Source organism: Actinospineispora eucalypti (assembly GCF_039543365.1).
Classification (GTDB): Bacteria; Actinomycetota; Actinomycetes; order Mycobacteriales; family Pseudonocardiaceae; genus Pseudonocardia; species Pseudonocardia eucalypti.
The window spans coordinates 119282-144940 of record NZ_BAABJP010000026.1 but is presented as its reverse complement, the minus strand read 5'-3'; the positions used below and the strand labels follow the sequence as shown (position 1 = coordinate 144940).

The 25659-nt window shown below is 70.8% G+C and carries 22 protein-coding genes and 1 pseudogene; 12 read left to right on the top strand and 11 right to left on the bottom strand.

Translation table 11 applies throughout. From position 1 onward, the window contains the following. The first annotated feature begins 22 nt into the window (after positions 1-22). Positions 23-1231, top strand: a complete 1209-nt coding sequence (locus tag ABEB12_RS23960; protein ID WP_185065865.1) for a DUF480 domain-containing protein — start codon at positions 23-25, stop codon at positions 1229-1231. 46 nt (positions 1232-1277) lie between these two features. Beyond that, entirely contained in the window at positions 1278-1799 is a 522-nt protein-coding gene (locus ABEB12_RS23955) for a DnaJ family domain-containing protein (RefSeq protein WP_221498803.1), read from the top strand. A 46-nt stretch (positions 1800-1845) separates the two neighbouring features. Here ABEB12_RS23955 and ABEB12_RS23950 read toward each other — a convergent pair whose 3' ends face one another. The 4 genes from ABEB12_RS23950 to ABEB12_RS23935 form a co-directional block, all read right to left on the bottom strand. Then, positions 1846-2103, bottom strand: a complete 258-nt coding sequence (locus ABEB12_RS23950; RefSeq protein ID WP_185065867.1) for a hypothetical protein — start codon at positions 2101-2103, stop codon at positions 1846-1848. Between the two features lie 15 nt (positions 2104-2118). Then, positions 2119-2916: a DUF899 domain-containing protein gene (locus tag ABEB12_RS23945; protein WP_345703093.1), complete on the bottom strand. Its 798-nt coding sequence runs from the start codon at positions 2914-2916 to the stop codon at positions 2119-2121. Between the two features lie 742 nt (positions 2917-3658). Further along, positions 3659-4615 carry an alpha/beta fold hydrolase gene (locus tag ABEB12_RS23940; RefSeq protein WP_345703092.1) on the bottom strand — a complete coding sequence of 319 codons (957 nt, stop codon included), beginning with the start codon at positions 4613-4615 and terminating at the stop codon, positions 3659-3661. 105 nt (positions 4616-4720) lie between these two features. Then, entirely contained in the window at positions 4721-5671 is a 951-nt protein-coding gene (locus ABEB12_RS23935) for a GDSL-type esterase/lipase family protein (RefSeq protein ID WP_185065869.1), read from the bottom strand. Positions 5672-5740: 69 nt separating this feature from the next. Between ABEB12_RS23935 and ABEB12_RS23930 the strand changes: the two genes are divergently transcribed. From ABEB12_RS23930 to ABEB12_RS23885, 10 genes and pseudogenes are all read left to right on the top strand, one after another. Beyond that, a complete protein-coding gene (locus ABEB12_RS23930) occupies positions 5741-5869 on the top strand; it encodes a hypothetical protein (protein WP_345703091.1) in 129 nt (42 codons plus the stop codon). A gap of 88 nt (positions 5870-5957) precedes the next feature. Continuing rightward, on the top strand, positions 5958-8513 hold the full coding sequence (locus tag ABEB12_RS23925; RefSeq protein WP_185065870.1) for an ATP-dependent helicase C-terminal domain-containing protein: 2556 nt from the start codon (positions 5958-5960) through the stop codon (positions 8511-8513). A gap of 288 nt (positions 8514-8801) precedes the next feature. Beyond that, a pseudogene (cnbZ, locus tag ABEB12_RS23920) lies at positions 8802-9386 on the top strand (2-amino-5-chloromuconate deaminase CnbZ); the annotation flags it as partial. After that, positions 9373-9780, top strand: coding sequence for a Rid family hydrolase (locus tag ABEB12_RS23915; RefSeq protein WP_185065872.1), 408 nt, complete (start codon positions 9373-9375; stop codon positions 9778-9780). The pseudogene cnbZ and the gene ABEB12_RS23915, both read left to right, overlap by 14 nt. 44 nt (positions 9781-9824) lie before the next feature. After that, positions 9825-10622 carry a fumarylacetoacetate hydrolase family protein gene (locus ABEB12_RS23910; protein ID WP_221498804.1) on the top strand — a complete coding sequence of 266 codons (798 nt, stop codon included), beginning with the start codon at positions 9825-9827 and terminating at the stop codon, positions 10620-10622. Further along, on the top strand, positions 10615-11937 hold the full coding sequence (locus tag ABEB12_RS23905) for an amidase family protein (RefSeq protein ID WP_185065874.1): 1323 nt from the start codon (positions 10615-10617) through the stop codon (positions 11935-11937). Before ABEB12_RS23910 ends, ABEB12_RS23905 begins: the two co-directional genes overlap by 8 nt. Before the next feature lie 93 nt (positions 11938-12030). Further along, positions 12031-12780, top strand: coding sequence for a GntR family transcriptional regulator (locus tag ABEB12_RS23900; protein WP_345703090.1), 750 nt, complete (start codon positions 12031-12033; stop codon positions 12778-12780). 70 nt (positions 12781-12850) lie between these two features. Continuing rightward, complete coding sequence (locus ABEB12_RS23895; protein WP_185065876.1) at positions 12851-13318, top strand: cupin domain-containing protein; 468 nt, start codon at positions 12851-12853, stop codon at positions 13316-13318. Beyond that, positions 13315-14712 (top strand): amino acid permease, encoded by a 1398-nt coding sequence (locus ABEB12_RS23890; protein WP_185065877.1) that lies wholly within the window; start codon positions 13315-13317, stop codon positions 14710-14712. The genes ABEB12_RS23895 and ABEB12_RS23890 overlap by 4 nt, the downstream gene beginning before the upstream one ends. A 228-nt stretch (positions 14713-14940) precedes the next feature. Next, positions 14941-16371 carry an MFS transporter gene (locus ABEB12_RS23885; protein WP_185065878.1) on the top strand — a complete coding sequence of 477 codons (1431 nt, stop codon included), beginning with the start codon at positions 14941-14943 and terminating at the stop codon, positions 16369-16371. Between the two features lie 19 nt (positions 16372-16390). On the opposite strand, the gene mmsB is transcribed toward ABEB12_RS23885, so the two are convergent. From mmsB to ABEB12_RS23850, 7 genes are all read right to left on the bottom strand, one after another. Further along, entirely contained in the window at positions 16391-17632 is a 1242-nt protein-coding gene (gene mmsB, locus ABEB12_RS23880) for a multiple monosaccharide ABC transporter permease (protein ID WP_185065879.1), read from the bottom strand. Then, positions 17629-19167, bottom strand: coding sequence for a multiple monosaccharide ABC transporter ATP-binding protein (mmsA, locus tag ABEB12_RS23875; RefSeq protein ID WP_185065880.1), 1539 nt, complete (start codon positions 19165-19167; stop codon positions 17629-17631). The genes mmsB and mmsA overlap by 4 nt, the downstream gene beginning before the upstream one ends. A 4-nt stretch (positions 19168-19171) precedes the next feature. Further along, on the bottom strand, positions 19172-20290 hold the full coding sequence (gene chvE / locus ABEB12_RS23870; protein ID WP_185065881.1) for a multiple monosaccharide ABC transporter substrate-binding protein: 1119 nt from the start codon (positions 20288-20290) through the stop codon (positions 19172-19174). Positions 20291-20317: 27 nt separating this feature from the next. Further along, positions 20318-21844, bottom strand: coding sequence for an L-arabinose isomerase (gene araA, locus ABEB12_RS23865; protein WP_185065882.1), 1527 nt, complete (start codon positions 21842-21844; stop codon positions 20318-20320). Next, the gene (locus ABEB12_RS23860) at positions 21841-22518 is read right to left on the bottom strand and encodes an L-ribulose-5-phosphate 4-epimerase (RefSeq protein WP_185065883.1); all 678 of its coding nucleotides are present in this window, start codon (positions 22516-22518) and stop codon (positions 21841-21843) included. The genes araA and ABEB12_RS23860 overlap by 4 nt, the downstream gene beginning before the upstream one ends. Beyond that, a complete protein-coding gene (gene araB, locus ABEB12_RS23855) occupies positions 22515-24209 on the bottom strand; it encodes a ribulokinase (RefSeq protein ID WP_185065884.1) in 1695 nt (564 codons plus the stop codon). The genes ABEB12_RS23860 and araB overlap by 4 nt, the downstream gene beginning before the upstream one ends. 143 nt (positions 24210-24352) lie before the next feature. Continuing rightward, the gene (locus ABEB12_RS23850) at positions 24353-25393 is read right to left on the bottom strand and encodes a LacI family DNA-binding transcriptional regulator (protein WP_345703089.1); all 1041 of its coding nucleotides are present in this window, start codon (positions 25391-25393) and stop codon (positions 24353-24355) included. Between the last annotated feature and the right edge of the window lie 266 nt (positions 25394-25659).

The following is a 25659-nucleotide window of genomic DNA, read 5'->3' as shown; positions in this document are numbered from 1 at the left end:
CGGGAGGTACTAGGCTTCCCGAGTGGCCGAGTCGCGACCGCGGTTGTCCGCCGTCGAGCAGCGGGTACTCGGTGCGCTGTTGGAAAAGCAGCGCACGGTCCCGGCGAGTTACCCGCTCACCCTCAACTCCTTGCGTACCGCGTGTAACCAGGCGAGCAGCCGTGAGCCGGTCACCGACTACGACGACTCGTTGCTGCAGGCGACGCTCAAGGAGCTGAGGGACCGCGAGCTGGTCCGGCCGGTGTGGGCGGGCGCGGGATCTCGGGTCATGAAGTTCCACCAGCGGCTCGAGGAGCATCTCGGGATCGGTGAGCCGGAGCTGGCGTTGCTGACCGTGTTGTTGCTGCGCGGGCCGCAGGCCCCGGGCGAGCTGAAGACCCGGACCGCGCGGCTGCATCCGTTCGAGGACCGCACCGAGGTGGAGACCGTGCTCCGAGGGCTCGCCGAGCTGTCGGAGCCCCTGGTCGTCGAGCTGGAACGCCGCCCGGGTCAGCAGGACCGCCGGTGGGCTCATCTGCTCGGCCCGCTGCCGGAAACGACACCCCCGCCGCCACCGGTCGACCGGGACGTGGTCATCGCTGAGGGCACCGAAGCCCGCGACGCCCGGGTGCTGGCCGGATACGACGCCGCCGCGGCCGGCTACGCGCGGGAGCTGTCGGGCGAGCTGGAGCACAAACCGTTCGACCGCTGGCTGCTCGACCGCATTGCCGGCGACGCGAACGGCGGACCGGTCGCGGACGTCGGCACCGGGCCGGGACACGTCGCCGCTCGGCTGGCCGCATCCGGGGCCGAGGTGGTCGGGGTCGACCTCTCGCCCGCGATGATCGACGAGGCCAGGAATCTGTTCCCGGACCTGGAGTTCGAGGTCGGTGACCTGACCAAGCTGCTGCGCCCGCGGGCCGCCGCGGGGTGGTCGGCCATCACCGCGTGGTACGCCTTCGTGCACATGGCCACCTCCGAGCTGCCGGCCGTGATCGCCGGGCTGGCCCGGGTGCTGAACCCCGGCGGGCAGCTGGCGTTCGCGCTGCACGCGGGGGAGGAGGTGCGCCACGTCGACGAGCTCTGCGGCGTCCCCGTGGACCTGGAGTTCGTGCTGCACAACGCTTCCGAAGTGCTCGACGCCGTCACCGCCGCCGGGCTGGTGGACATCGAATGGTACCTGCGTTCCCCACTCGCCGACGTCGAGACGCCCACCGACCGCCTCTATGTCCTGGCGCGCCGCCCCCTCTGATCCACACGTCACCCGGACCGCGACCGTCCACGTCGGTGCACCCGGCGTGCCGCGCTGGCAGGATCGACGGCAGAGGGGGTGTCGCGTGGACGGCCAGAACTACGAAACGGCGGTTGACCGGGCCATTCGGGAAGCCCAGGAGCGGGGAGCCTTCGACGATCTGCCCGGCAAGGGCAAGCCCCTGCGCGGACTGGACCGGCCCCACGACGACAACTGGTGGGTCAACGACTGGATGAAACGCGAGGGCGTCTCGATGGAGGATCTTCTCCCGGCGCCCATCCGGTTGCGGAAGGAGGTCGACCGGCTTCCCGTGACCCTGCGTGCCCTGAACGACGAGAACGCGGTCCGTGATGTGATCAACGAGCTGAACGGCCGAATCCTGGAGTTCCTCCGCGCACCACACGGGCCGACGGTGCCGATCGACCGCGTCCGCGTCGACGAAGCGATCGAGCGCTGGCGGGCCGAACGACCCACCCCGGCCGGAGCGGCGACGCCCGAGCCGGCCGTCGTGGACCAGCCGGTGCGTCGCCGGTGGTGGCGCCGCGAGCGCGGACCGGGCCGCGGCTGAGCCTGGCGGCGGTCGCGGTGGCGACCGCCGGTGACGCGCTGTACCGCTACCAGCACACGTCCCAGGACCAGGGCAGCGGCCTGCGGGGCGGCAAATGGCAGGCCGCCGACGGCGGCGACGAGAACCGGGCAACTCTCGACCTGACCGAGGCCAAATGGGTCAACGACGTCGCGGTCAGCGGCAGCGTCACCCGGGACAGGAACGGTGGAGAGGTGAGCGCGACCGTGGACGTGACCGGGGCGGACGACACGGTCCGGCGGTTCACCCTGAGGTGGAGCACCACCAGGGCCGACTCCCCGGCCACGATCGCCAGCGGCGATCAGCAGCCACCATTTGCCGCGACGACGCCGGCTCCCCGACCCTCTGCTCGGTACTCGTCGTGTCGTCGCCACCACCAGCCGCCGGCCGGCAGCCAGCTGCGTCCGGGCGGTTGTTCCCAGGGCTCCTGGCGACCGAGCGCGGTCAGGTCGAGGTAGTTGAACGTGCCGTTGAGGAGGTCGGTGCCCCGGGCATAGGTGGAGTAGGTGTGGAAGATCGCCGCGCCGTCCCGCAGGAACACGCTCACGCCCGGCAGCTCCGTGCCCCTGAACTCGGTCAGGCCCCGCCGCTCGAGGGCCGCGCGGTCCTCGAAGTTGTGCTCGACGGGGGCCACCCGCTCGTCCAGGGTGACGTGGAAGTCGTGGTTGAAGTCGCTGTTGTGCGAGGAGTACCAGGGCGTGGTCCAGCCCATCCGCTTCTGGAAGGCCAGAAGCTTGGGCAGCGGCGCCCGGGACACCAGGACGAGGGACGTGTCGCGGGCGTGCAGGTGCGCGGGGTGGCCGATGTTGTCCACCAGGATCGAGCAGCCCTCGCAGCCGACGTCCCAGTCCGGGCCGAACATGAAGTGGTAGACGATCAGCTGGCGGCGCCCGGCGAACAGGTCGAGCAGCGTCGCCCTGTCGTCCCTCGCCTCGAAGACGTACTCCTTGTCGATCCGGACCATCGGGAGCCGACGCCGCTCGGCGTTCAGGCGGTCGCGGGTCCGGGTGAACTCCTTCTCCTGGGCGAGCAGCCCTTTGCGGGCGGCCACCCATTCCTCACGCGACACGATCTCCGGCAGGTTCATCGGTTGTTCCATGCGGACGACGCTAGGTTCCTCGGAGCATCAAGAAAAGCGATGGTTTCCGATCATCTTGATCGCCATTAACTATGCTTTCCGCGACGGCCGGATCGAAGGCGACGCGGGGCACGTGAAGCTGATGGCTGGAATGGGCGCTGGCCGACGCCCGGCGCGCGGCCCATTCATGGTCATCAGGGCAGGGTGGTCGTTGTAGATCGAGTGGAGCGGCCCTGGTGTCCTGATGACCATGGAACGGCGATCATCAGGTGTGGGCTCGGCGTAGTGGGTTTGTCGGCAACGCACAGCCCAGCTTCGAGCGCGGGTTTCATGGTCAAGTCGCGATGAGAGATGCTACCTGCTGGTAGAAGGTCTTCGATTGCTACTTGACCATGAACCACGCGCGTTCAGGCCTTCGCCGGGCGAGCCGGAGTTCGAGGATGCTCACTAACAGCCGTAGAACCCGCCGTCACTGCCGCCGGCGGAATCCGCGCCCGAGCCGTCCCATGCGGACAGAGTCATCGGACCTATCGGTTCGGCGGACGGGTTGCCGTCGCCCAAGGGCCGCCTCCTGGCGTGGCGGAGGCGCTCACGGCACGCTGCCTCGTAGCGTGACTGAGCGACGAAGATGGCCACGGTCGCGCCGAGCACGGCGACACCGAAGATGATCGCGCCGAGACTAGTCCCCATGTCTGCCCCCTCAGGCAGTTCCAGGATACTCGCCCAAGACCGCGCTGGGCGGCGTGCCTCGAGGTGGGAGCGCTTAGAAAAGCTCGGGGTTCGCCGGGGGCGCGTCGTCGAGGAATGCGCTCACCATCGGTGCCAGCACGGCCGACTCGCCCGAGATGCCGATGTGCGATGTGGCCGGCAGAATCACCAGGCGCGCGGCCGGGACGTCTCGCAGCATGCCCGTCGCCGCCGCTTCCTCGTCGCCGCCGCCGCGCAGCTTGAACATCGCCAGCGCGTGCTCCGGCTTGACGCCGTCGGCGTCGCCGATGATGACCATCGTCCTCGCGGTGATGGAACGCATCTGTGCGTCGGTGATGTTCTGGTCCTCGATGTTCAGGACCTTCATCTTTTCGAGGTAGGCCCCGAAGGCCGCCGGGTCCGGGTTGTGTTCCCTGAACGTCTTTTCCACGGGTGAGCCGGCGAACGCCGTGGCGTCGAGACCGGCGATGGCCTCGTACACCGACGGGTACCAGCCGTCCCTGCGATAGGTGGCGGACATCGAGACCAGCTTGTCGACCAACGCCGGGTGCCGGAGCGCGAGTTGCAGCGCGACCCCGCCGCCCTGCGAGTAGCCCATCACGTCCGCGCGCTCGACCCCCAACGCGCGCAGCAACGCCGCCGCATCGTCGCCGAACTGTTCGTAGGACATCGCGCGCGGCGCATCCGGGGTGCGGCCGTGCCCCTGCTGGTCGAAGATGATCACGGTGCGCCGGTCCGCGAAGGCGGAGACCCACGGCTCCATCGAGTCGGTGGCCATGAATGCGCCGGGGATGAGCAGTAGCGGAGGGGTATCGGACCCGCCCAGCTCGCCGTACACCTCGTGGTAGAGGTTCAGACCATTGATCGGCAGGTGGCCACTGCGCGAAGGCTTCGTCACTTCGACCTCACAAGTGCTTCCGGGGACGCCCGGATTATCGACGGCCGTCTCTTGACGCCGGGCAGCGGCTCGGGCCGGGTGAAATCCACGTTTCGTGATGGAACGTTCAATCACGCGACGGTGGCTCGCGCGCCGCGGGAGATCGACGGTCCAACCGGTGACCCGGGGGAGATCATCCGCGCCCGCATCACCGAAGGCGCCAGCGTCTAGGGCGCCGGTCTACGGGCGTTCGCCCTCGGTGATGGCCGCGGTCACCGCGGCCGCCTGCGCGGCGGCACCGGCCGAGTTGGGGTGGAAGGGCACCGCGACCGCCGGCTGGTTGAGCGAGGCTGGGATGAAGGCTTCGGCGTAGCGGACGGTGGGCAGCCGGCAGACGTCGTGGCCGATGGTCGGCTTGTAAGTGTCCACCAGCCGGGCACCCCCGGCCTCGGCCGCCCGGGCGAGCATCGCGTTCAGCTCGCGCAGTTTCTCGGCCAGCCACTCCTGGTCGGCATTGCTGGCCTGGACCAGGGGGAAGCACCCCGGGCCCCGGATGCCGGCCAGGTAGTTCACCAGGAACACGTCCGCCTTGGGGGAGCGTCGGTGGATGCCTTCGAGCGCGGCGACCACCTTCGGCTCGGCGGCCTTGATGTTGGCGGACATCCGGTCCTCGCCGTCCTCGGTCCACCTGGCCTTGCAGGACGCGGCCACGGGCGGTGGCAGGGGAAGGCGTGAACCGGTCAGGTTGAGGCAGCCGACCACCGCGGCGGCCAGCTGCGCGTCGTTTCCGCCGATGCCGACGGTGACCAGGTCGGTGTCCTCCGTCAGGTGGGAGAACTGCGGTGGGTTGGTGCCGCCGAGGGGCAGCCCGGGCTGGGGGCCGGCGAAGTTCTCGGTGGTCGCGCCGCCGCAGCTGGCGTCGTAGAACTTGTCCACGTCGAGCGCCTCGGCAACCTGTTTGGGGTAGTTGAAGGTCGCCTGGAAGCAGTCGACCGGCACGTACTTCGCGGTCGGGGTTCCGGCGGTGCCGATGATGATCACGTCGGCGGTCCACGAGTCACCGAGCGCGACGTACTCGCGGTAGCCGGGAGTGTCCGCGCCGGCCACCGGCACCAGCACCAGCACCAGCAGGCCGAGCACGGCGGCCAGCAGGATGGCCGGGAGCGCCCGGTAACGAGCTCGGGCGCGCATGGCCACCTCCAGTTATATCGGTGACCAGATCAACGATCACGCCGGGGAAAGGATGCGGGGGCGGGCCGGATGTCAGCGCCCAAGGCCCGGGTGTCCACCACCGTGTTGATCACGACGCACCCGTGGAAGTTCGGCCTGCGCGAACCAGTCGGCGAGCAGGCGATGGCGCTGAGCGCCGTGATGGGCGCGGGCAAGTAGCCGTCGTCCACCCGTGCTGCTCGCTGACCCACAGGCGATCAACGGATGGCCTCGTAGGCGGCGGGGCCGGGCCGGCAGACTGAGCCCGATGCGTCTGCTGCCCGATCTCCCCGACCTGCCGGTCCGCGGCGCGCTCGACGACGTCACCGCGACGCTCGCCGCGCACGGCACCGCGGTGCTGGTGGCGCCACCGGGCAGTGGGAAGACGACGTTGGTGCCGCTGGCGCTCGGCGCTGCCGGTAGTGGTCGTGTGCTGGTGGCGGAGCCGCGTCGGCTCGCCGCGCGGGCCGCCGCCGCCCGGATGGCGGCGCTGTTGGGGGAGCCGGTCGGGGAGAGCGTCGGCTACTCCGTGCGGGGCGACTCGCGGACCTCGGCGCGCACCCGGGTCGAGGTGGTCACCTCCGGGCTGTTGCTGCGCCGGCTGTCGGGCGATCCCGAACTGGGCGGCGTCGGGGCGGTCCTGCTGGACGAGTGCCATGAGCGCCATCTCGACGCCGACCTGCTGCTCGCCCTGCTGCTGGACGCCCGGGCCGGCCTGCGGCCGGATCTGTGGCTGCTCGCCGCCTCGGCCACCGTCGCCACCGGCCGGCTGGCCGAGCTGCTGGGGGAGCGCGGTCCGGCTCCGGTGCTGGAGGTCGCCGCGCGGATGTACCCGGTGAGCGTGCACCACCTGCCACCGGCGCGCGGCGAGAAGATCGAGGCGTGCGTGGCCCGGGCGGTCCGCGCCGCGCTGCGGGACGGTGACGGCGACGTGCTGGCCTTCCTGCCCGGCGTCGCGGAGATCAGACGTACGGCATCGGCCCTGGCCGGGCTGCCCGACACGGACGTTCTGGCACTGCACGGACGGCTGCCGAGCGCGGAGCAGGACGCCGCTCTGAGGCCCGGTGGGCGCCGGAGGGTGGTGCTGTCCACGGCGGTGGCGGCGTCGAGCTTGACCGTGCCCGGGGTACGCGCCGTGGTGGACGCCGGGCTGGCCCGTTCGCCCCGGATGGATCACCGGCGTGGGCTCGCCGGGCTGGTCACCGTGCGGGTGTCCGGCGCGGTGGCGGAGCAGCGGGCGGGTCGGGCCGGGCGGGAGGCTCCGGGGCGGGTGTACCGCTGCTGGCCGGAGAGCGACCTGCTCACCCGGTATCCCGAGCCGGAGATGCGCACCGCCGACCTCACCCGGCTCGCGCTCGACCTGGCCTGCTGGGGGACCCCGGACGGCGGTGCGCTGCGCTGGTGGGACCCGCCGCCCGAGGGGCCGCTGCGCGCCGGGCGGGAGGTGCTGGCCGCGCTCGGCGCGGTCGACCCGGCGGGTGTACCGACCGGCCGGGGGCGGCGGATGGCCGGGCTGGGCCTGCACCCCCGGCTGGCGCGTGCGCTACTGGACGGGTCCGCGCTGCTGGGGGCGCGGGCGGCGGCCGAGGTGGTGGCGCTGCTGGACGACGACACGCTGGCCGCCGGGCTCGAGGTGGACGTCGAGCTGGCGCGGTTGCGGTCCGGGTCGGCGCCGGGTGCGCGGCGCTGGCGGGCGGAGGTGTCGCGGCTGTCCGCGCTGGTGCGGTCGGCGGGCTCCGGCCCAGGGGCCGGCCCGAGGTCGAGGGCGTCCGGCCCGGGGCCAGCAGGGTCGGGCATACGGGACGGCGCGGGCGCACGGGACGGTGGGGACGTGCGGGACGGTGGGGGCGTGCGACCGGCGGGTGCCGGGGCGCTCGTCGTGGGCCTGGCGTACCCGGAGCGGCTGGCCCGGCGGCGGGCGGCGGGCTCGCCGCTGTTCCTGATGGCCGGCGGCACCGGTGTCGCGTTGGGGTCGGACGGCGCGCTGGCCGGTGCGGAATGGCTCGCGGTCGCGGTCGCCGACCGGGCGCCCGGCGCGGAGAACGCCCGCGCCCGGCTGGCCGCGGTGGCTGACCGGGAGCTCGCCGAGCTGGTCGCGCCGGCCCTGGTCAGCGAGGGTGAGGAGGTGCACTGGCAGGGTGGCGACGTCGTCGCCCGGCACGTCCGCCGCCTGGGCGCGATCGTGCTGGAGGAGCGCCGGCTCACCGATCCCGACCGCGGGGCTGTGCGGGCGGCGTTGTTGGAGGGGCTGCGCGCGGAGGGCACCGGTCTGCTGCGCTGGACCGACGCCGCGCACCGGCTCCGCAACCGGCTGGCCACCCTGCACCGGGTGCTCGGCCCGCCCTGGCCGGACGTCGGCGACCCCGCACTGCTCGCCGACCCGGACCGCTGGTGGACCGGGCCGCTCACCACCGCCCTCGGCCGCGCCGACCTCGCCCGCATCGACGCCGGCGCCGTGCTGCGCGCCACCCTGGACTGGCGCCAGGCCGCGGAGCTGGACGAACTGGCCCCCGAGCGCATCACCGTGCCGACCGGCTCGCGGATCACGCTGGACTACTCCGGGGAGCGTCCGGTGCTCGCCGTCAAGGTCCAGGAGGTCTTCGGCTGGACGGCCACGCCGACGGTCGCGGGTGGGCGTCTGCCGGTGGTGCTGCACCTGCTCTCCCCGGCCGGGCGGCCCGCCGCGGTCACCGCCGACCTCGCGTCGTTCTGGACCGGCGGCTACTCCCAGGTGCGCAGCGAGCTGCGCGGCCGGTACCCGAAGCACGACTGGCCGGAGGACCCGCTGTCCGCCCAGCCAACCCGCCGCCCCGGCCGCCGCTGACCAACCAGAACGAGGCTGCCGCACTCGGACCCCCAACCGAGCTCGAACAGGACCTTGATGGGAGCGCTGGCCACAGCTATGGTCATACATAGTATTAAAGAGGAGGTGAGATGCGGCTCATCGACTTCGACCTCGGGGGATACCGGTTCCTGCACGTGCCCGGCGTCTTCCAGTTCTCCAGTGGAGTCATCGCTCAGCCGGGTTTCGAGATCCGGCGAGTCCACCTACGGACACCTCCACCACTCGCCGAGGGCCTGAATATGATCGAGCGTTACCCTCGGCGCACAGCGGCGACCCGTGACCTCGCTCTGCGCGGTGGAACTGCGATCGCCGGCGCCGTTCACCGAGCGTGGCTTCACCGACTTCAACCGCGGCTACGTCGGGCGGCTGCAGCGGTGGGGGCTGTTTGCGGACGAGGTCAACCCGGTCGCACGCACCAACGTGTGCCCGGGGCGTGGCGCTCCCGACGTCCCGTCCCTCTCGGCGTTCGCGTACACGGTGTCGTCGACCCGCACATCTCCGACGTTCGTGGTTGCCGGCAGCTCCGAGGCCGACCAGGGGCCGGCCGATTACCGCGACTCGATTGTGCGGCGGGGCGACGTATCCGTGGACGGCATGCGGGACAAGCTGGCATGCATCCACGCCGAGCAGCGGGAACGCCTGCGCCTGTTCGGTTTGTCCTGGGCGGACGTCGAGCTGACCCGCCTGTACACCGTGCACGAAGTCGGCCCGCTGATTCGCGAGGGCATCTTCGCCAACGGCACCGCTGGGTCCGCGACCTGGGTGAATGCCCGGCCGCCGGTGGTGGGCCTCGATCTGGAGATGGACAACAGCACAGTGGCGACGGAGGTCCTGCTCGATGGCAAAACGTGAGGTCGCGGTGCCCGGCTTGAGCCGGCCGGTGGGGCATTTCGCCCAGGCGATCACCGTCGCGGCGAGCGATCGCCTGGTTTTCGTCTCCGGGATGACGGCCCGGGGCCCGGACGGCGCGGTCGTCGGCGCCGGCGACGCCGCCGCGCAGACCCGCCAGGCCTGCGAGAACCTGAAAACGATCCTGGAGGCTTCCGGCAGCGGGATGGACCAGGTTGTGCGGGTCGACGTGTACCTGCGCAACATCGAACACTTCGACGACGTGCACCGGGTGCGGCGCGAGTTCTTCCCGGCACCGCCGCCCGCCTCGACCATGGTCGAGGTTGCGAAGCTGGTGGACCCCGAGATGCTGGTGGAGATCACCGCCGTCGCGGTGGCACCGGAGCGCGAGCGATGAGGCTGGCCACGGTCACGACGCCGTCCGGGACCATCTTTGGCGCCGTGACAGATCGGGGCGTCATCGACCTGCACGCTCGCCTGGGCGCCCGTCATCCCGACCTGCGGTCGTTGCTCGCCGAGGATCTTCCAGTGGTCCCGGACGGAGCCCCGGTCGACTACGGCTTCGCGGAGATCGGGTGGCTGCCGGTCGTGCCCAACCCGACCAAGATCGTCTGCGTGGGCCTCAACTACCGCGACCACCGGGCCGAGACGGGTAATCGGCCCACCCGGCATCCAGCGCTGTTCCTGCGCACTCCGGACTCGCAGGTCGGCCACGAACAGCCGCTGGTCCAACCCCGCGAGTCGGCGACACTGGACTACGAGGCCGAGATCGCCGTGGTGATCGGTCGCGGCGGCCGCCGCATCCCCCGCGAGCGGGCGTGGCACCACGTCGCCGGGATCAGCTGCTACAACGACGGATCCGTGCGCGAGTTCCAACGGCACACCGCGCAGTACACGGCGGGCAAGAAATTCCCCGGGACCGGCGGTTTCGGCCCGTGGCTGACCACCATGGACGAACTGGCGCCACGGCTGACGCTGTCCTGCCGGGTCAACGGGGCGACGGTGCAGAGCGCGGACACCGACGGAATGATCTTCCCGATCGACGAGATCGTCGAGTACGCCTCGACCGTGTTCACCCTCGAGCCGGGCGACGTGCTGGTCACCGGCACGCCGGGCGGCGTGGGCTCCCGCCGCGAGCCACCGGTTTTCCTCGCGCCGGGGGATGTGGTGGAGGTCGAGATCGGTGGCGTCGGCGTGCTGCGCAACCCGGTCGTGAACGACCAGGGCTGTCGTGGCTGAGCCGCACGAGCTCGAGATCGGCGAGCTCGCCGCGTTGTTGCGGGCCCGGGCGGTGTCGCCGGTCGAGCTGTGCCTTCACTTCATTGAGCGCGTCGAGCGGTACGACCGCCTGGTGAACGCGTTCATCAACTGGGACCCGCTACCGGTGCTGGAGCAGGCGCGGCGAGCTGAGACGCGGTTGCGAGATCGGGGGGCGACAGGCCCGCTGGACGGCGTGCCGATCGCGGTGAAGGACAACATGGCAACCACAGGTCTCCCCACGACGGTGGGCTCCCGAGCCCCCCTACCGATCGACGGGGGTGACGCCGCGGCGGTCTCGGCTCTCCGCGCGGGTGGCGCGATCGTTTTCGGCAAGACGAACCTGCCCGAGCTGGCCTATGGACCCACCGATCGTTATGTGTTCGGGCCGACCCGCAACCCGTGGGACCTCGGCCGGTACTCCGGCGGCTCCAGCATGGGCGCGGCGGCCGCGGTAGCGGCGGGACTGGTGCCGGGCGCACTGGGCACCGACACCACGGGATCGGTCCGGCACCCGGCGAACTGGTGCGGTGTGACGGGGCTGAAGCCGACCCGCGATCGCATCCCGTTGACCGGTGTGGTCCCGCTGGCCCGGTCACTCGACCACGTCGGAGTGCTGGGGCGCTCGGCCCGCGACTGCCGGCTGCTGCTCGTCGCCACCCAGGTCGTGGCGCCGCGCCCGCTGCCACGGTCACCGCCGGCGCGGATCGGGCTCGTCCGGGCACCGTGTTGGGAGCGACTGGCTGAACCCGTCCGGGCCGCCGTCGGTGAAGCCGTGGAGGTACTGCGGGCGCTCGGTGTCTCAGTGGTGGAGGTGCCGCTGCCCCGATGGGGCCTCGTCGCCGATGCCGCGGAAATCGTCCTCGCCCGGGAAGCCGCCGAGGGCTACGGCACCATCCTGGAACTCGGAGCTGGGGCCCGGCGGAAACTCGACGACGCGATCAAGGTCTCCCACCGGCAGTACGAACTGGCGCAACAACTCGCCTCCGAGTTCCGGGCCGATCTCGAGCAGGCGATGGCCGGCACCGACGTTCTGCTCACCCCCGGCCGGGAAAGCACCGCGCCCAGGATGGACGAGGCCGGCAGGCTGCTTGACGACCCGGCAGGTGTCCGGTGCGCCGCACCGCTCAATCTGGCGGGCTGGCCGGCCCTCTCGGTGCCGTGCGGGTTCGACCCACAGGGGCTGCCCATCGGCCTGCAGCTGGTGGCCCGCCCGGGGGAGGACGAGGCGTTGCTGCAGATGGCAGAGTTGTACCAGGAGGCGACCAACTGGCATCGGCGCCGGCCCGACCTGTGACGAGCGTGGGGTGAGCGATACCCGGTCACGGCGATGTGTAGCGTTCTTCAGCGGGCCCGTAAGGCCTGCCCGGCCCGCGCGACGAGATGGATGATGAAACCACCTGACCCACTGGTTGAGCCGTTCGACACGTCACCGCTGGCCGAGCGGGTGCGCGCGGCGATCCTGGAGAAGATCCTCGACGAGGGCTTCGTCCACCGGCTGCCCAACGAGGGCGACCTGGCGATCATGTTCAGGGTCAGCCGGACCACCATCCGAGCCGCCCTGCAGAGCCTGGAGATAGAAGGCATCATCACGCGCCGGCGGGCGATCGGTACGACGATCAACAGCCATGTCCGCCGTTCCGCGCTGGCTCTGCAGCGTCTTGTAAGCTTCGCCGACCTACTCAAGGAACGCGGTCACACCGTGCGGGTGGAGGCGGAGAGCTCGCGCATGGAGCAGGCGCCGGACGACATCCGCGCCGCTTTCGCGGACGACATCCCGGTTGACGGTCCGGCGTTCGTCACCGACACGTGTTTCTACGCCGACGGGCACCTCGCCATCTGGATCCGCGACCTGGTGCCCTGGGCCCGGTTGCGCGACACCGCCAAGCTGCCGGTCGTGGGCGACCCGGCCCATTTCGACTTCAGCCGCCCCTACCTGGTGCGCCCGGTGCTGCACGCGGTCGCGGAGATCCGCCCGGTGGTGAACCGGGGCGAGCAGACCCACCTGCCGGTCGACGTCGGATCCGCCTTCACCCGGCTGCTGGAACGCCACCACGCCGCCGACGGCGAGGTCATGGCCGTCTCGCTCATCGACGTCGACGACAACTTCGTCGTGTTCGAAGTCGTCCGGCGCAACTGACCCCGCGCTCTTGACGCGGCGCTCCGTCGGCGCCACTCTTAATGGAGTTATGTATGACAAAGGAGCTTCGATGGCTGAAATGCTCGTCATTCGCGGCGGGGAGGGACAGGCGTACCGGTTGGGGAACGCGCTGTTCAAGGTCGGCGGTAGCCAGACCGGCGGCCGGTTCGACTTCATGCTCATGGACGTCGAGCACCGGGCGGGACCGCCGCTGCACGTGCACGAGGTCCAGGACGACACGTTCTACGTGCTGAGCGGGGTGCTCACCGTGCAGGCCGGCGAACAGGTCGTCGAGCTGGGGCCGGGCGACTTCGCCACGGTCCCGCCCGGTGTGCCGCACACCTTCGACAACCTCGACGCCACCCAGGGCGCCGTCCGGGTGGTCAACCTCATGACGCCGGGCGGCTACGACGAGCTGTTCAAGGAGTGGGAGTCCGTCTCGGGCACGCCGTCGCAAGAGGAGATCACAAGCATTTACGCCCGGCACGGCGCGAAACCCGTTGGCCCGCCCCTGCGCGACCGCGACGTGCACGGGTGAGCCGGGTGGAGCACCACGAGGCCGAAGGGCTCGATACCGGCCATCTGCGCCGGGTGCAGATCGTCGCGCTGGCCCTGGTCTCCTACACGCCGGCCGTGGCGCTGGCCACGGTGCCGTTCCTGCTGGTGGTCGGTGCGGGCCACGGCAGTTGGCTGGGCGCACTGATCGGAGCCGTGGGCATCGGTTGCGTCGGGGTGGCCGTGGTGACCTTCGCCCGGCGTTTCGTGGTGACCGGCACGCTCTACTCCTACATCGACCACGTCTTCGGCCCGTGGGCTCGCGTCGTGATGGGGTCCTCGCTGCTGCTGGGCTACGTCGCGCTGATCGCCGGGGTGTCCATGACCAGCGGCATCTTCGCCGGCAGCTTCCTGGTGGCGGCCGGGTTCGAGTCGGGCCTGAACGCCGGCCCGATGGCGGTGACCACCACCGTCGCCATGGTGGTGGCCGCCGCGCTCGCCTACCGGGGCCTGGACACCTCGGTGCGCACGGCGGTGATCCTGACCGTGCTGACGCTGCCGATCACCGTGGTGGTCACCGTCGCCGTCGCGGCGCACACCGGCCTGGCCCTGCCGGCGCAGCTGCGCCTGGACGGCTCGACATTCGGCGGCATCGTCAACGGGGTGGCCGCGGCGGCGGTGTTCCTGGTCGCCTTCGAGAGCTCGGCGGCGCTCGCGGCGGAGACCCGCGACCCGAAGCGGAACGTGCCGCTGGCCGTGATGAGCGTCCCGGTCGTGCTCGGCGGGTGCTACCTGCTGGCCACGCTGCTGCAGGTCCCCGGGCTGATGGCGGCGTCGGACGCGCTGGCGGCCGGGATGTCCCCGCCCGCCGCGCTGGCCGTGCAGGCCGGGCTTGGCCAAGGACTCGCGATGATGACCGATGCCGCGCTGGCCGTCGCCAACGTGGCCTCGCTGATCGCCTTCGTCAACTACGGTTCCCGGTTCGTGGCCACCCTGGCCACGGACGAGCTGGTGCCGCGCCGGCTGGCCGGCGTGCACCCGAGGCACCTCAGCCCGGCCGCGGCGATCGTGGTTCTCTCCGTGGTCGCGCAGCTGGTGCTGCTGGTGCTGTTGGCGGTGTGGCCGGACCATCTGGTCACCGGGGTACTGCCGTCGATCTCCACGCTGACCGTCTACCTGTGGCTTATCCCGTACGTGTTGATCTGCATCGGCGCGATCGTGCTGGCTGCGCGGGAGCGGGCGCTGACCCCGACACTTGCGGTCAGCGCGCCGGCCGGTGCGGCGGCGATGGTGTGGGTCTACGTGAACGCGCTGGTCAACCCGCCGCCGGCGCCGGTGAGTTGGATGGCGGTGATCTTCGCGGTGACCGTTGCGCTGGTGGTCCTCGCGCTCGGTGTGCGGGAGCGGACCGCGCGGGCGACGGTGGAGACCGAATGACCGGGCGCGCCTCCGGCCCGCTGGCCGGAACGACGGCACGCTGGACCGCGCTCGCGAGACAGCGACGAACCAAGGAATCCGGGCGACCGACCTCGCCCGGCTGGGCGTCGCCCACCGGGTCATCGCGGAGCTCCCCGACGCGGCGGCCGAGCCGAAGGCCTTCGCGCGCCGCTTGGTGAAGGCGATCGCCTATGAACTCGCCGACATGGACGAGAAGGTGAACGAGCCATGCGTCTGAACTGCGTATCGCAACCCCAGCAAGATCGCTACCAGCTGCCCGGTGGCGGATTCGCGACGTTGGCCCTTTTGTCCTTCGCGATGCTGATCGTTTCGCTCGATCAGTACATCGTGGTGGTCGCCCTACCGGCAATCGGTCGTGATCTCGGCTACTCCGCCCAGACATTGCAGGCGGTGATCAGCGCCTACGCCGTGGCGTCCAGCGGCTTCCTTCTTTTCGGTGGACGAGCCGCCGACCAACTCGGGCGTCGCCGCATGCTGGCTACCGGGCTGACGCTCTACGCCTTAGCCTCGCTAGCCGGAGGGCTGGCGGACCGTCCCGGGATTCAGCTGAGCGCGCGGGCATTGCAGGGACTCGGTGGGGCGCTGATATTCCCGAGTACCTTGGCCCTGATCAACACCACATTCAACGAGGGCCCTGAGCGCAACCGAGCATTGGGGATCTGGGGCGGATCCGGCGCGGCCGGGCTGGTGATTGGGGTCCTTCTCGGCGGAGTCCTCACTCGCGTCCTCGGCTGGCAGGCGGTGTTCTTCGTCAACGTGCCGCTGGCCGTCCTTGCCCTCGGTCTGTTGTTTTTCGTGGTCGCCGCCGACTCGCCCCGCGACGCGACCCGCTCGTTCGATCTAGCGGGAGCACTATCCGCCACCGTCGCCATCACTCTGCTTGTGTTCGCGCTGGTCCAGGGGCCCGAGTTGGGCTGGGGCTCACCGTGGGTGGTTGGCGCGATCACCGCCGGAATCCTGTCCGCGGTGACGCATGTGCTTGTCGAGCGGCGCAGCGGCAATCCGCTCGTGCCGCCTCGGCTGATCAGGAACCGGACGCTGTTGATCGCGACTTCGATCGCATTCATGTTCATGGCCACGTTCGGCTCACTGCTCTATTTCCTGTCGATCTACCTTCAGAATGTGCGCGGGTACGGAGCGCTGGAGGCCGGTCTCGGCTTCGTTGCCCCGACTGCCGCGGTGGTCACCGGATCGGCCGTCGCAGGCAATGTGGTATCGGCTCTGGGATTGCGACGCACGTTGCTGGGAGCACTGTTGGTCGGTGCACTCGGTTCGGTCGCCCTAGCCTTGGCGATGACGCCCGACAGCTCTTATCTCGCGCTGTTGCCCGGTCTCATTGCGGTGAGCATTGCCGACGGGATCGTATTCACCGCAATATTCATTGCCGGCGCAACTGGCGTCGGAGCGGGCGAGCAGGGCGTCGCGTCCGGAATCGTCTCGACCGGCTCCGGTATTGGTGCAGTGATCGGGTTGGCGCTGCTCGTTCTCGCGGCCAACGCACACCTGGACGGACTCGCGGGCGAACAGCTGCGTCATGCAACCTCGGATGGGGCACGAACCGCCGTCCTATGGATCGGCTGCGGAATCGTCCTGACATTCTTCATCGCGTCAAGGCTACGCATTCCGAGCACGAAATAGAGCCGAGCGGGGTCCGCGGTTACCGGGTCGTGGTGCCGATGCGGCGTTTGGTCCATACGTCGTAGGCCACCGCCGCGAGCAGCACCAGGCCCTTGACCAGCATGACCCGCTCGCTGGGTGAGCCGATCAGGGACATGCCGTTGTTGATCACCGCCATGATCAGGCCGCCGGTGATGGCGCCGACGACCTTGCCGACGCCGCCCTGCACGGCGGCGCCGCCGATGAACGAGGCGGCGATCGCGTCGAGCTCGAAGTTGATGCCGGCGGTCGGGCCGGCCTGGTTGAGCCGGCCGGCGAAGATGATCCCCGCGATGGCGGCCAGCACGCCCATGTTCACGAAGATCCAGAAGGTGACCGACTTGACCTTCACCCCGGACAGGGTGGCGGCCTGCAGGTTGCCGCCCACGGCGTAGATGTGCCGGCCGAACACGGCCCGGTTGGTCAGCAGGGAATACCCGATGACCAGCCCGGCGAGCAGCACCAGTACCCACGGCAGGTTCTTGAACCGGGCCAGCTGGACCACGACGAACAGCGTGACCAGCGCGGCCAGGCCGATCCGGAGCGCGAAGACGGTGAACGGCTCGACCACCTGCCCGTAGCCGAGGCGGGCGGCGCGGGCCCGCCATTGCGTGGTGGCGATCGCGGCGACCAGCGCGAGACCGACCAGCAGGGTGAACAGGTCCGCGCCGCCGAGCGGGCCGAGCCCGACGTTGCCGAGGAACCCGTCCAGGAAACCGTTGGACAGGGTGCGCACGGCATCGGGGAACGGGCCGATGCCCTGGTTGCCGAGGATGGTCAGGGTGACCGCCCGGAACACCAGCATGCCGGCCAGGGTCACGATGAACGCCGGGATGCCGAAGTAGGCGACCCAGTAGCCCTGGAACGCGCCGATCGCCGCACCGGCCGCGACGGTGACCAGCAGCGCGACCGGCCACGGCAGGTGCAGGTCCACCATGAGCACCGCGGCCAGGGCGCCGGTGGCCGCCACCACCGAGCCGGCGGAAAGGTCGATGTGCCCGGAGATGATGATCAGGATCATCCCGATGGCCAGGATCAGGATGTAGGAGTTCTGCACGATGATGTTGGAGATGTTCTGCGGCTGCAGCAGCGCGCCGTTGGTGAGCACGGTGAACAGCACTACGATCAGCGCGAACGCCACGTAGATGCCGCTCTGCCGGGGGTTGATGGAGAAGCGGCGCCCGGGCGCGGGGTCGGCCGGAGGGGCCGCGCCGCTGGTCTCGGTGGGGATGATGCGGGTCATCGCGGTCCGCTCCCGTCCTGGGTCATCAGCTGCATGAGGCGTTCCTGGGTGGCGTCTGCCCGGTCCAGCTGGCCGGTGATCCGCCCGGCGGACAGGGCGTAGATCCGGTCGCAGATGCCCAGCAGCTCCGGCAGCTCGGAGGAGATCACCAGGATGGCTTTGCCCTCCTCGGCCAGCCGGTTGATGATCGTGTAGATCTCGTACTTGGCGCCCACGTCGATGCCCCGGGTCGGCTCGTCCAGGATCAGCACGTCCGGGTCGGTGAAGATCCATTTGGACAGCACGACCTTCTGCTGGTTGCCGCCGGACAGTTTCCCGGTGACGCCGGCGACGGTCGGGGCCTTGATGTTCAGGTCGCGCCGGAAGCGCTCGGCGACCCGGTACTCCTCGTTGTCGTCCACCCAGCCCCGGCGGGCCAGCTTGTCCAGCCGGGCGGCGGAGACGTTGCGTTTGATGTCGTCGATGAGGTTGAGGCCGTAACGCTTGCGGTCCTCGGTGGCGTAGGCGATCCGGTGGCGGATCGCGTCGGCCACCGTGCGGACCTCGATGGGCTGGCCGCCCTTGACCAGGCGGCCGGAGATGCCGACCCCGAAGGACCGGCCGAACACGCTCATCGCCAGTTCGGTGCGGCCGGCGCCCATCAACCCGGCCAGCCCGACGATCTCGCCGGCGCGCAGGGTCAGGTTCGCGTTCGCCACCACCACCCGGTCCGGCTGGGTCGGGCTGTGCACGGTCCAGTCCTCGATCCGCAGCACCTCGGGCCCGATCCGCGGCCGGCGCGGGGGATAGCGGTGCTCCAGGTCGCGGCCGACCATCCCGGCGATGATCCGGTCCTCGGTGACCGCCTCGTCCCGCATGTCCAGCGTCTCGATGGTCCGGCCGTCGCGCAGGATGGTGAGCGAGTCGGCGATCGCCGCGATCTCGTTCAGCTTGTGCGAGATGATCACACAGGTGATGCCCTGGTCACGCAGTTCGCGCAGCAGGTTGAGCAGGTGCGCGGAGTCGTCGTCGTTGAGCGCGGCGGTCGGCTCGTCCAGGATCAGCAGCCGCACCTGCTTGCTCATCGCCTTGGCGATCTCCACCAGCTGCTGCTTGCCCACCCCGATGTCCAGCACCGGGGTGACCGCCTTCTCCCGCAGGCCGACGCGGGCCAGCAGTTTCTCCGCCTCGTGGTTGGTGCGGTTCCAGTCGATCAGGCCCCGGCTGGCGCGTTCGTTGCCCAGGAAGATGTTCTCCGCGATGGACAGCTGGGGGCACAGCGCCAGCTCCTGGTGGATGATCACGATGCCGCGCCGCTCGCTGTCCCGGATGCTGTGGAACGCGCACGGCTGGCCGTCGAAGGTGATCTCGCCCTGGTACGACCCGTGCGGGTGCACGCCGGAGAGCACCTTCATCAGCGTGGACTTGCCGGCGCCGTTCTCCCCGCAGACGGCGTGGATCTCGCCCCGGCGCACGGCGAGGTTCACCTCCGCCAGCGCCGTCACCCCGGGGAAGGTCTTGGTGATCCCGCGCATTCGCAGGATGTGATCGCTCATCGCGCTAACGCAGCTGGGCGGCGGTGTAGTAGCCGGAGTCGATCAGTTCTTTCTGGTAGTTGTCCTTGTAGACGACCACCGGCTGCAGCAGGTACGAGGGCACCACCTTGACCCCGTTGTTGTAGTCGGTGGTGTTGTTCACCTCGGGCTTTCCGCCCTTCAGCGCGGCGTCGGCCATCTTCACGGTGATGTCGGCGAGCTGGCGGGTGTCCTTGTAGACGGTGGCGAACTGCTCCCCGGCGATGATCGACTTCACCGACGCCACCTCGGCGTCCTGCCCGGTGACCGTCGGGTAGGGCTGGCCGGCGGTGCCGTAGCCGTTGCTCTTCAGCGCGGACAGGATGCCGATGGACAGGCCGTCGTAGGGCGACAGCACGCCGTTGACCTTGTCGCCACCCCGGTAGGTGGTGGTCAGCAGGTCCTCCATGCGCCGCTGCGCGGTGGCCGGGTCCCAGCGCAGGATGGCGACCGTGTTGAAGTCGGTCTGCCCGCTCTTCACCCGCAGGGTGCCCCGGTCCAGGTAGGGCTTGAGCACGGACAGCGCCCCGTTGAAGAAGAACGTGGCGTTGTTGTCGTCCGGCGAGCCGGCGAACAGCTCGATGTTGAACGGCCCGGTGGCGGTGCCGTCGCCGCCGTCGGGCCGCTTCAGCCCGAGCCCGACCAGCAGCGACGTGGCCTGCTCCACGCCCACCTTGAAGTTGTCGAACGTGGCGTAGTAGTCGACGTTCGGGCTGTTGCGGATGAGCCGGTCGTAGGCGATCACCGGGATGTGCTTGTCGGCGGCCTCCTGCAGTTGGGTGGTCAGCGCGGTGCCGTCGATCGAGGCGACCACCAGCAGCTTGGCGCCCTTGGTGATCTGGTTCTCGATCTGGTTCACCTGGGTGGGGATGTCGTTCTCCGCGTACTGCAGGTCCACCGCGTAGCCGAGCTTCTCCAGTGACGCCTTGATGTTGTCCCCGTCGTGGATCCACCGCTCGGAGGACTTGGTCGGCATGGTCACCCCGACCAGCGCGCCGGCCGAGGAACCGGCCGAGGGGGCCTGGTCCACGGTCTTCTGGCTGGATCCGCAGGCCGACAGGGCCAGGGCGAGCGCCGCGACGGCGGCGATTCGGGTCAGCTTCATCATCTCTCCATTGAGGGTGTGGCGGGATCAGCCGCGGGCGGCCAGGCCGTGGGCCAGCCGGTAGTAGGCCTGGTTCCAGCGGACCCGGTCGGCGAACGCCGCCGGGGTGCTGTCCTGATCGATCACGAGCAGCTCGGTGTGCACCATCTCGGCGAAGTCGCGCAGCGTGTCCGGGGTGACGTCCCCGGTCAGCACGGTGTGGTGCGGGCCGCCGGCGGTGAGCCACAGCTCGGCCGACGTGGCCAGCGACGGGGCCGGCCGCCACACCGCCCGCGCGACCGGCAGGTTCGGCAGCGGCTGGTCCGGGGGAACCACCTCGATCCGGTTGGCCACGAAGCGGAACCGGTCGCCCAGGTCGACCAGCCCGATCACCGTGGCCTCCCCGGGGGCCGCGTCGAACACCAGCCGGACCGGGTCCTCCCGGTCGCCGATGCCCAGCGGGTGGATCTCGCAGCTCGGCGTGGCCGCCGCGATGCTCGGGCAGACCTCGAGCATGTGCGCGCCGAGGATCTTCGGCTCGCCCGGGCCGAAGTGGTAGGTGTAGTCCTCCATGAACGAGGTGCCCCGGCGGCCGCCGGCGCCCATCTCCTTCACGGCGGCGAGCAGCGCGGAGGTCTTCCAGTCGCCCTCGCCGCCGAACCCGTAGCCGTCCGCCATCAGCCGCTGCACGGCCAGCCCGGGCAGCTGGCGCAGCCCGCCGAGGTCCTGGAAGTTGGTGGTGAACGCGCCGAACCGGCCGGCGACGAGGAACTCCCGCAGGCCCGCCTCGATCCTTGCGGCGTAGCGCAGCGACCCGTGCCGGGCGCCGCCCCGGGCCAGCTCGGGGGCCAGCCGGTAGGTGTCGGCGTACTCGGCCACCAGCGCGTCCACCTCGGCGTCGGGCACCGCGTCCACCCGCTCGACCAGGTCGTTCACCCCGTAGGTGTTGACCGAGACGCCGAACCGCAGCTCGGCCTCCACCTTGTCGCCCTCGGTCACCGCGACGTCGCGCATGTTGTCGCCGAACCGGGCCAGCCGCAGCCCGTCGAGGTGGTCGCGGCCGGCGGCGGCCCGGATCCACCCGTCGATCCGGGAAACCAGTCGCGGGTCGCTCGCGTGCCCGGCCACCGTCTTGCGGGCCACGCCCAGCCGGGTCTGCAGGTAGCCGAACTCGCGGTCCCCGTGCGCGGCCTGGTTGAGGTTCATGAAGTCCATGTCGATGGACGCCCACGGCAGCGCCGCGTTCAGCTGGGTGTGCAGGTGCAGCAGCGGCTTGCGCAGGGCGTCCAGCCCGGTGATCCACATCTTGGCCGGGGAGAAGGTGTGCATCCAGGCGATCACGCCCAGGCAGTCCGGGTCGGCGTTCGCGTCCAGCATCACCCGCCGGATGTCCGCCGTCTCGGTGAGTACCGGCTGGCCCACGACCTCGGCGGACAGCCCGCCCGACGCGGTCAGCATGCGCTGGATTCGCGCGGACTGGTCGGCGACCTGGTCCAGCGTCTCCGGCCCGTAGAGGTGCTGGCTGCCGGTGAGAAACCACACGCTCGGCTTGCCACCGGTGTGTGCGCCGTTCATGCCCGCTCCTGCCCGTAGACGTTCTGGTACCGCTGGAAGAGGCTGGTGACGTCGGCCGGCGCCAGCTCGGCCGGCGTGCCCAGCTGCCGGGAGATGTGCACGGTGCGGGCGACGTCCTCGAGCATCACCGCCGCCTTGACCGCGTCCCGGGCGCCGCGCCCGACGGTGAACGGGCCGTGCCCGGCCATCAGGACGGCGGGGGAGCGGCTGCCCCGCAGGGTGTCCACGATGCCCCGGCCGATGGTGTCGTCGCCGATCAGTGCGAACGGCCCGACCGGGATGTCGCCGCCGAACTCGTCGGCGATCATGGTGAGCACGCACGGGATCGGCTCGGCTCGGGCGGCCCACGCCGTGGCATAGGTGGAGTGGGTGTGCACCACCCCGCCGACCTCGGGCATGTGCCGGTAGACGTAGGCGTGCGCGGCCGTGTCCGAGGACGGCGAGCGGTCCCCCTCGACCAGCACGCCGTGCAGGTCGGTGACCACCATCGCCTCCGGGGTGAGGTCCTCGTACCGCACCCCCGACGGCTTGATCACCATCAGGTCCTGGCCCGGCACCCGCGCGGACACGTTCCCGGCGGTCCAGATGACCAGCCCGTTGCGGGTCAGCTCGCGGTGCAGCTCGGCGACCTCGCGGCGCAGCCGGGCCACGGTCGCGCCGACTTCCGGCGTCATACGTGGGCCTCCTCGAGGACGAGGTTCGTCGTGGCCGCGCGGCGGCGGGCCTTGAGCCGGTGCATCACGTCGTTGGCGCCGCGCCCGAAGTAGTCGTGCAGCGCGGTGTAGTCGGCGTAGACCTGGTCGTAGGCCGAGGCGTTCGCCGGGATGGGCCGGTAGACGGTGGGACCCAGCGACCCCATGGCGGCAGCGGCGGCGCGGATGTCCGGGTAGGCCCCGGCCGCCACCGCCGCATGGATCGCCGAACCCAGCGCCGGTCCCTGCGCCGAGCCGATCGTGGACAGCGGCAGGTTGGTCACGTCGGCGTAGATCTGCATGAGTAACCGGTTCGTCAGCAGGCCACCGGCAACGATCAGCTCGGTGACCGGCACGCCGGCGCCCCGGAACGCCTCGATGATCGTGCGGGTGCCGAACGCGGTCGCCTCGAGCAGCGCGCGGTAGGTGTCCTCGGCCCGGGTCGCCAGGGTCTGCCCGACGACCACGCCGGACAGCTCGTGGTCGACCAGAACCGAGCGGTTGCCGCTGTGCCAGTCCAGCGCGAGCAGGCCGTGCTGCCCGACCCGCTGTCCGGCGGCCAGCTCGGTCAGCAGCTCGTGGGTGGAGATGCCGCGCTCGCGGGCAGTGTCGTGATAGGCGGCCGGCACCCCGTGCTCGACGAACCAGCCGAAGATGTCACCCACGCCGCTCTGCCCGGCCTCGTACCCCCACAGGCCGGGCACGATCCCGCCGTCCACCACGCCGCACATGCCGGGCACCTGCCTCGGCTCGACCCCGTTCACCACGTGGCAGGTCGAGGTGCCCATGATCGCCACCATGCTGCCCGGCCGGACCGCCCGGGCGGCGGCCGCCGTGACGTGCGCGTCCACGTTGCCGACCGCCACCGCGATGCCCTCGGGCAGCCCGGTCCACCCCGCGGCCCGCGCGCACAGCCGGCCGGCCCGCTCGCCCAGCTGCCCCAGCGGGTGCCGCAGCTTCGCCGCGACGAACTGCTCGAAGCCGGGGTCCAGCTCGCGGCAGAACTCCGCCGACGGGTAGTCGCCGTCCTGCAGGATGCCCTTGTAGCCGGCGCTGCAGGCGTTGCGCACATAACGGCCGGTCAGTTGCCAGACGATCCAGTCGGCCGCCTCCACCCAGTGCCGCATCGCCGCATAGACCGCCGGCGCCTCCTGGAGCAGCTGCAGGCCCTTGGCGAACTCCCACTCCGAGGAGATCAGCCCGCCGTAGCGGGCCAGCCACGGTTCGCTACGGAGCCGCGCCAGCTCGTTGACCCGGTCGGCCTGGGGCTGCGCGGCGTGGTGGCGCCACAGCTTGACGTAGGCATGCGGCTCGTCGGCGAACTCGGCCAGCTCGCACAGCGGGGTGCCGTCCGCCGTGGTCGGGAGCATCGTGCAGGCGGTGAAGTCGGTGCCGATGCCGACCACGTCGGACGGGTCGGCTCCCGCCTCGGCCAACGCGGCGGGCACCGCGGTGCGCAGCACCTCCCGGTAGTCCGAGGGCACCTGGAGCGCCCAGTCCGGCGGCAGCGCCCGGCCGCCGGTCGGCAGTTCGCGGTCGAGTACGCCGTGCCGGTAGGCGGTGACCGCGCTGCCCAGCTCGGCGCCGTCCCGCACGCGCACCACCACCGCGCGCCCGGACAGCGTTCCGAAGTCCACGCCCACAACCAGGGCAGCGGCGGGATCCATCGACATGGCCGAACACCTTCGTTCGAGCTGGCAGCGGGGATGCGCCGCGACCTGGTATCGCGACCGGCCAAATTGTTAGCGATAACATTCGGTCGCGTCAAGCGGTCTGGGCAAGGTGCCGGTGTCGGTTGGCGTGGCGACCGGGTTGGTCAGCCGGGCGGCGGCGCCACGCTGTTCCGCTCGATCAGCGTCGGCGCGAGCATCACCGGCGCGGTCGGCAGCGGGTCCGACCGCAGCTGCGCGACCAGCAGCCGTAGGGCGTGTTCGGCCACGGCGTGGAAGTCGGGCCGGACCGTGGTCAGCGGCGGGATGAGGTAGCCGGCTTCGGGCACGTCGTCGAAGCCGACGATGCTGACCTCCTCCGGCACTCGGCGGGACCGTTCGTGCAGCGCGCGCAGCAGCCCGATCGCGAGGTGGTCGTTCGCGGCGAAGATCGCGGTGAGCTCCGGGATGCGTGCGAGCATGTTGCCCGCCCGGTAGCCGGCCGCGGCCGACCAGTCCGCAGGCACGACGGGCGGTATCTCGGCACCGGCGTCGCGCAGCGAGGCCTCCCAGCCGGCGACCCGGCTGGCGCTGTCGAACCAGTCCGTGGGGCCGGACACGTGCCAGACCGTCCGGTGACCGGCGGCCAGCAGGTGTTCGGTGGCTGCCCGGGCGCCGGCCTCCTGGTCGACGGTGACTGTCGGGCGACGCGGATCACCGTCGATCGTCACCAGCGGGGTATCGATCCGCAGCGCGTCCAGCGCCTCGTTCGCCGAGGCCACCGGCGCGATCAGCGCGATGCCCGCGACGCGCTCGTCCAGATGCCGCTGCACCACGGCACTGATCGATTCGCGGTCGAACCTGGCCACGCTGCCCACACTGACCGCGAAACCGGCCGAGGCCGCGGCCTGTTCGAAGGCGGTCAACAGCGAGGTCGGGCCGTACAGGGTGGTGTTCAGCCCGACCACCCCCAGCACCTGGCTCCGCCCGGTGACCAGCGTGCGCGCCGCCCGGTTCGGGCGGTAGCCGAGCTCGAAGATCGCCGCGCGCACCCGCCGCGCCGTCTCCGCGCGGACATTGGGGTGGTCGTTCAACACCCGTGAGACGGTCTGGTGGGATACTCCGGCCAGGCGAGCGACATCGATCATGGCGGGCTCGCGGATGCTCTCCGAGATCGCCGGACGGCGCCCCGGCCCGCGCTCGCCCACGGTGCCCATCCTTGCCCTTACCGGTGCCCGTTGTATCGAGTCCCGCGACACGCGGACCCCGCCTGATCGAGGCCGCCGGCGGCCGGTGGACGACCTCTGTTATCGCTCACATCCGGAAATCTAACATCGAGGCCCGGTGTAGCGAGTTGGAGGAACCCGATTGGGAGCGGTCAGCGCCGGGGCCGATATCGGAATCAGTGGTCAGCCCAGCGATACACCGATGAGACCGTGATCGTGGGCGGTGTTGGGCCGGACCCTGGCGGTGT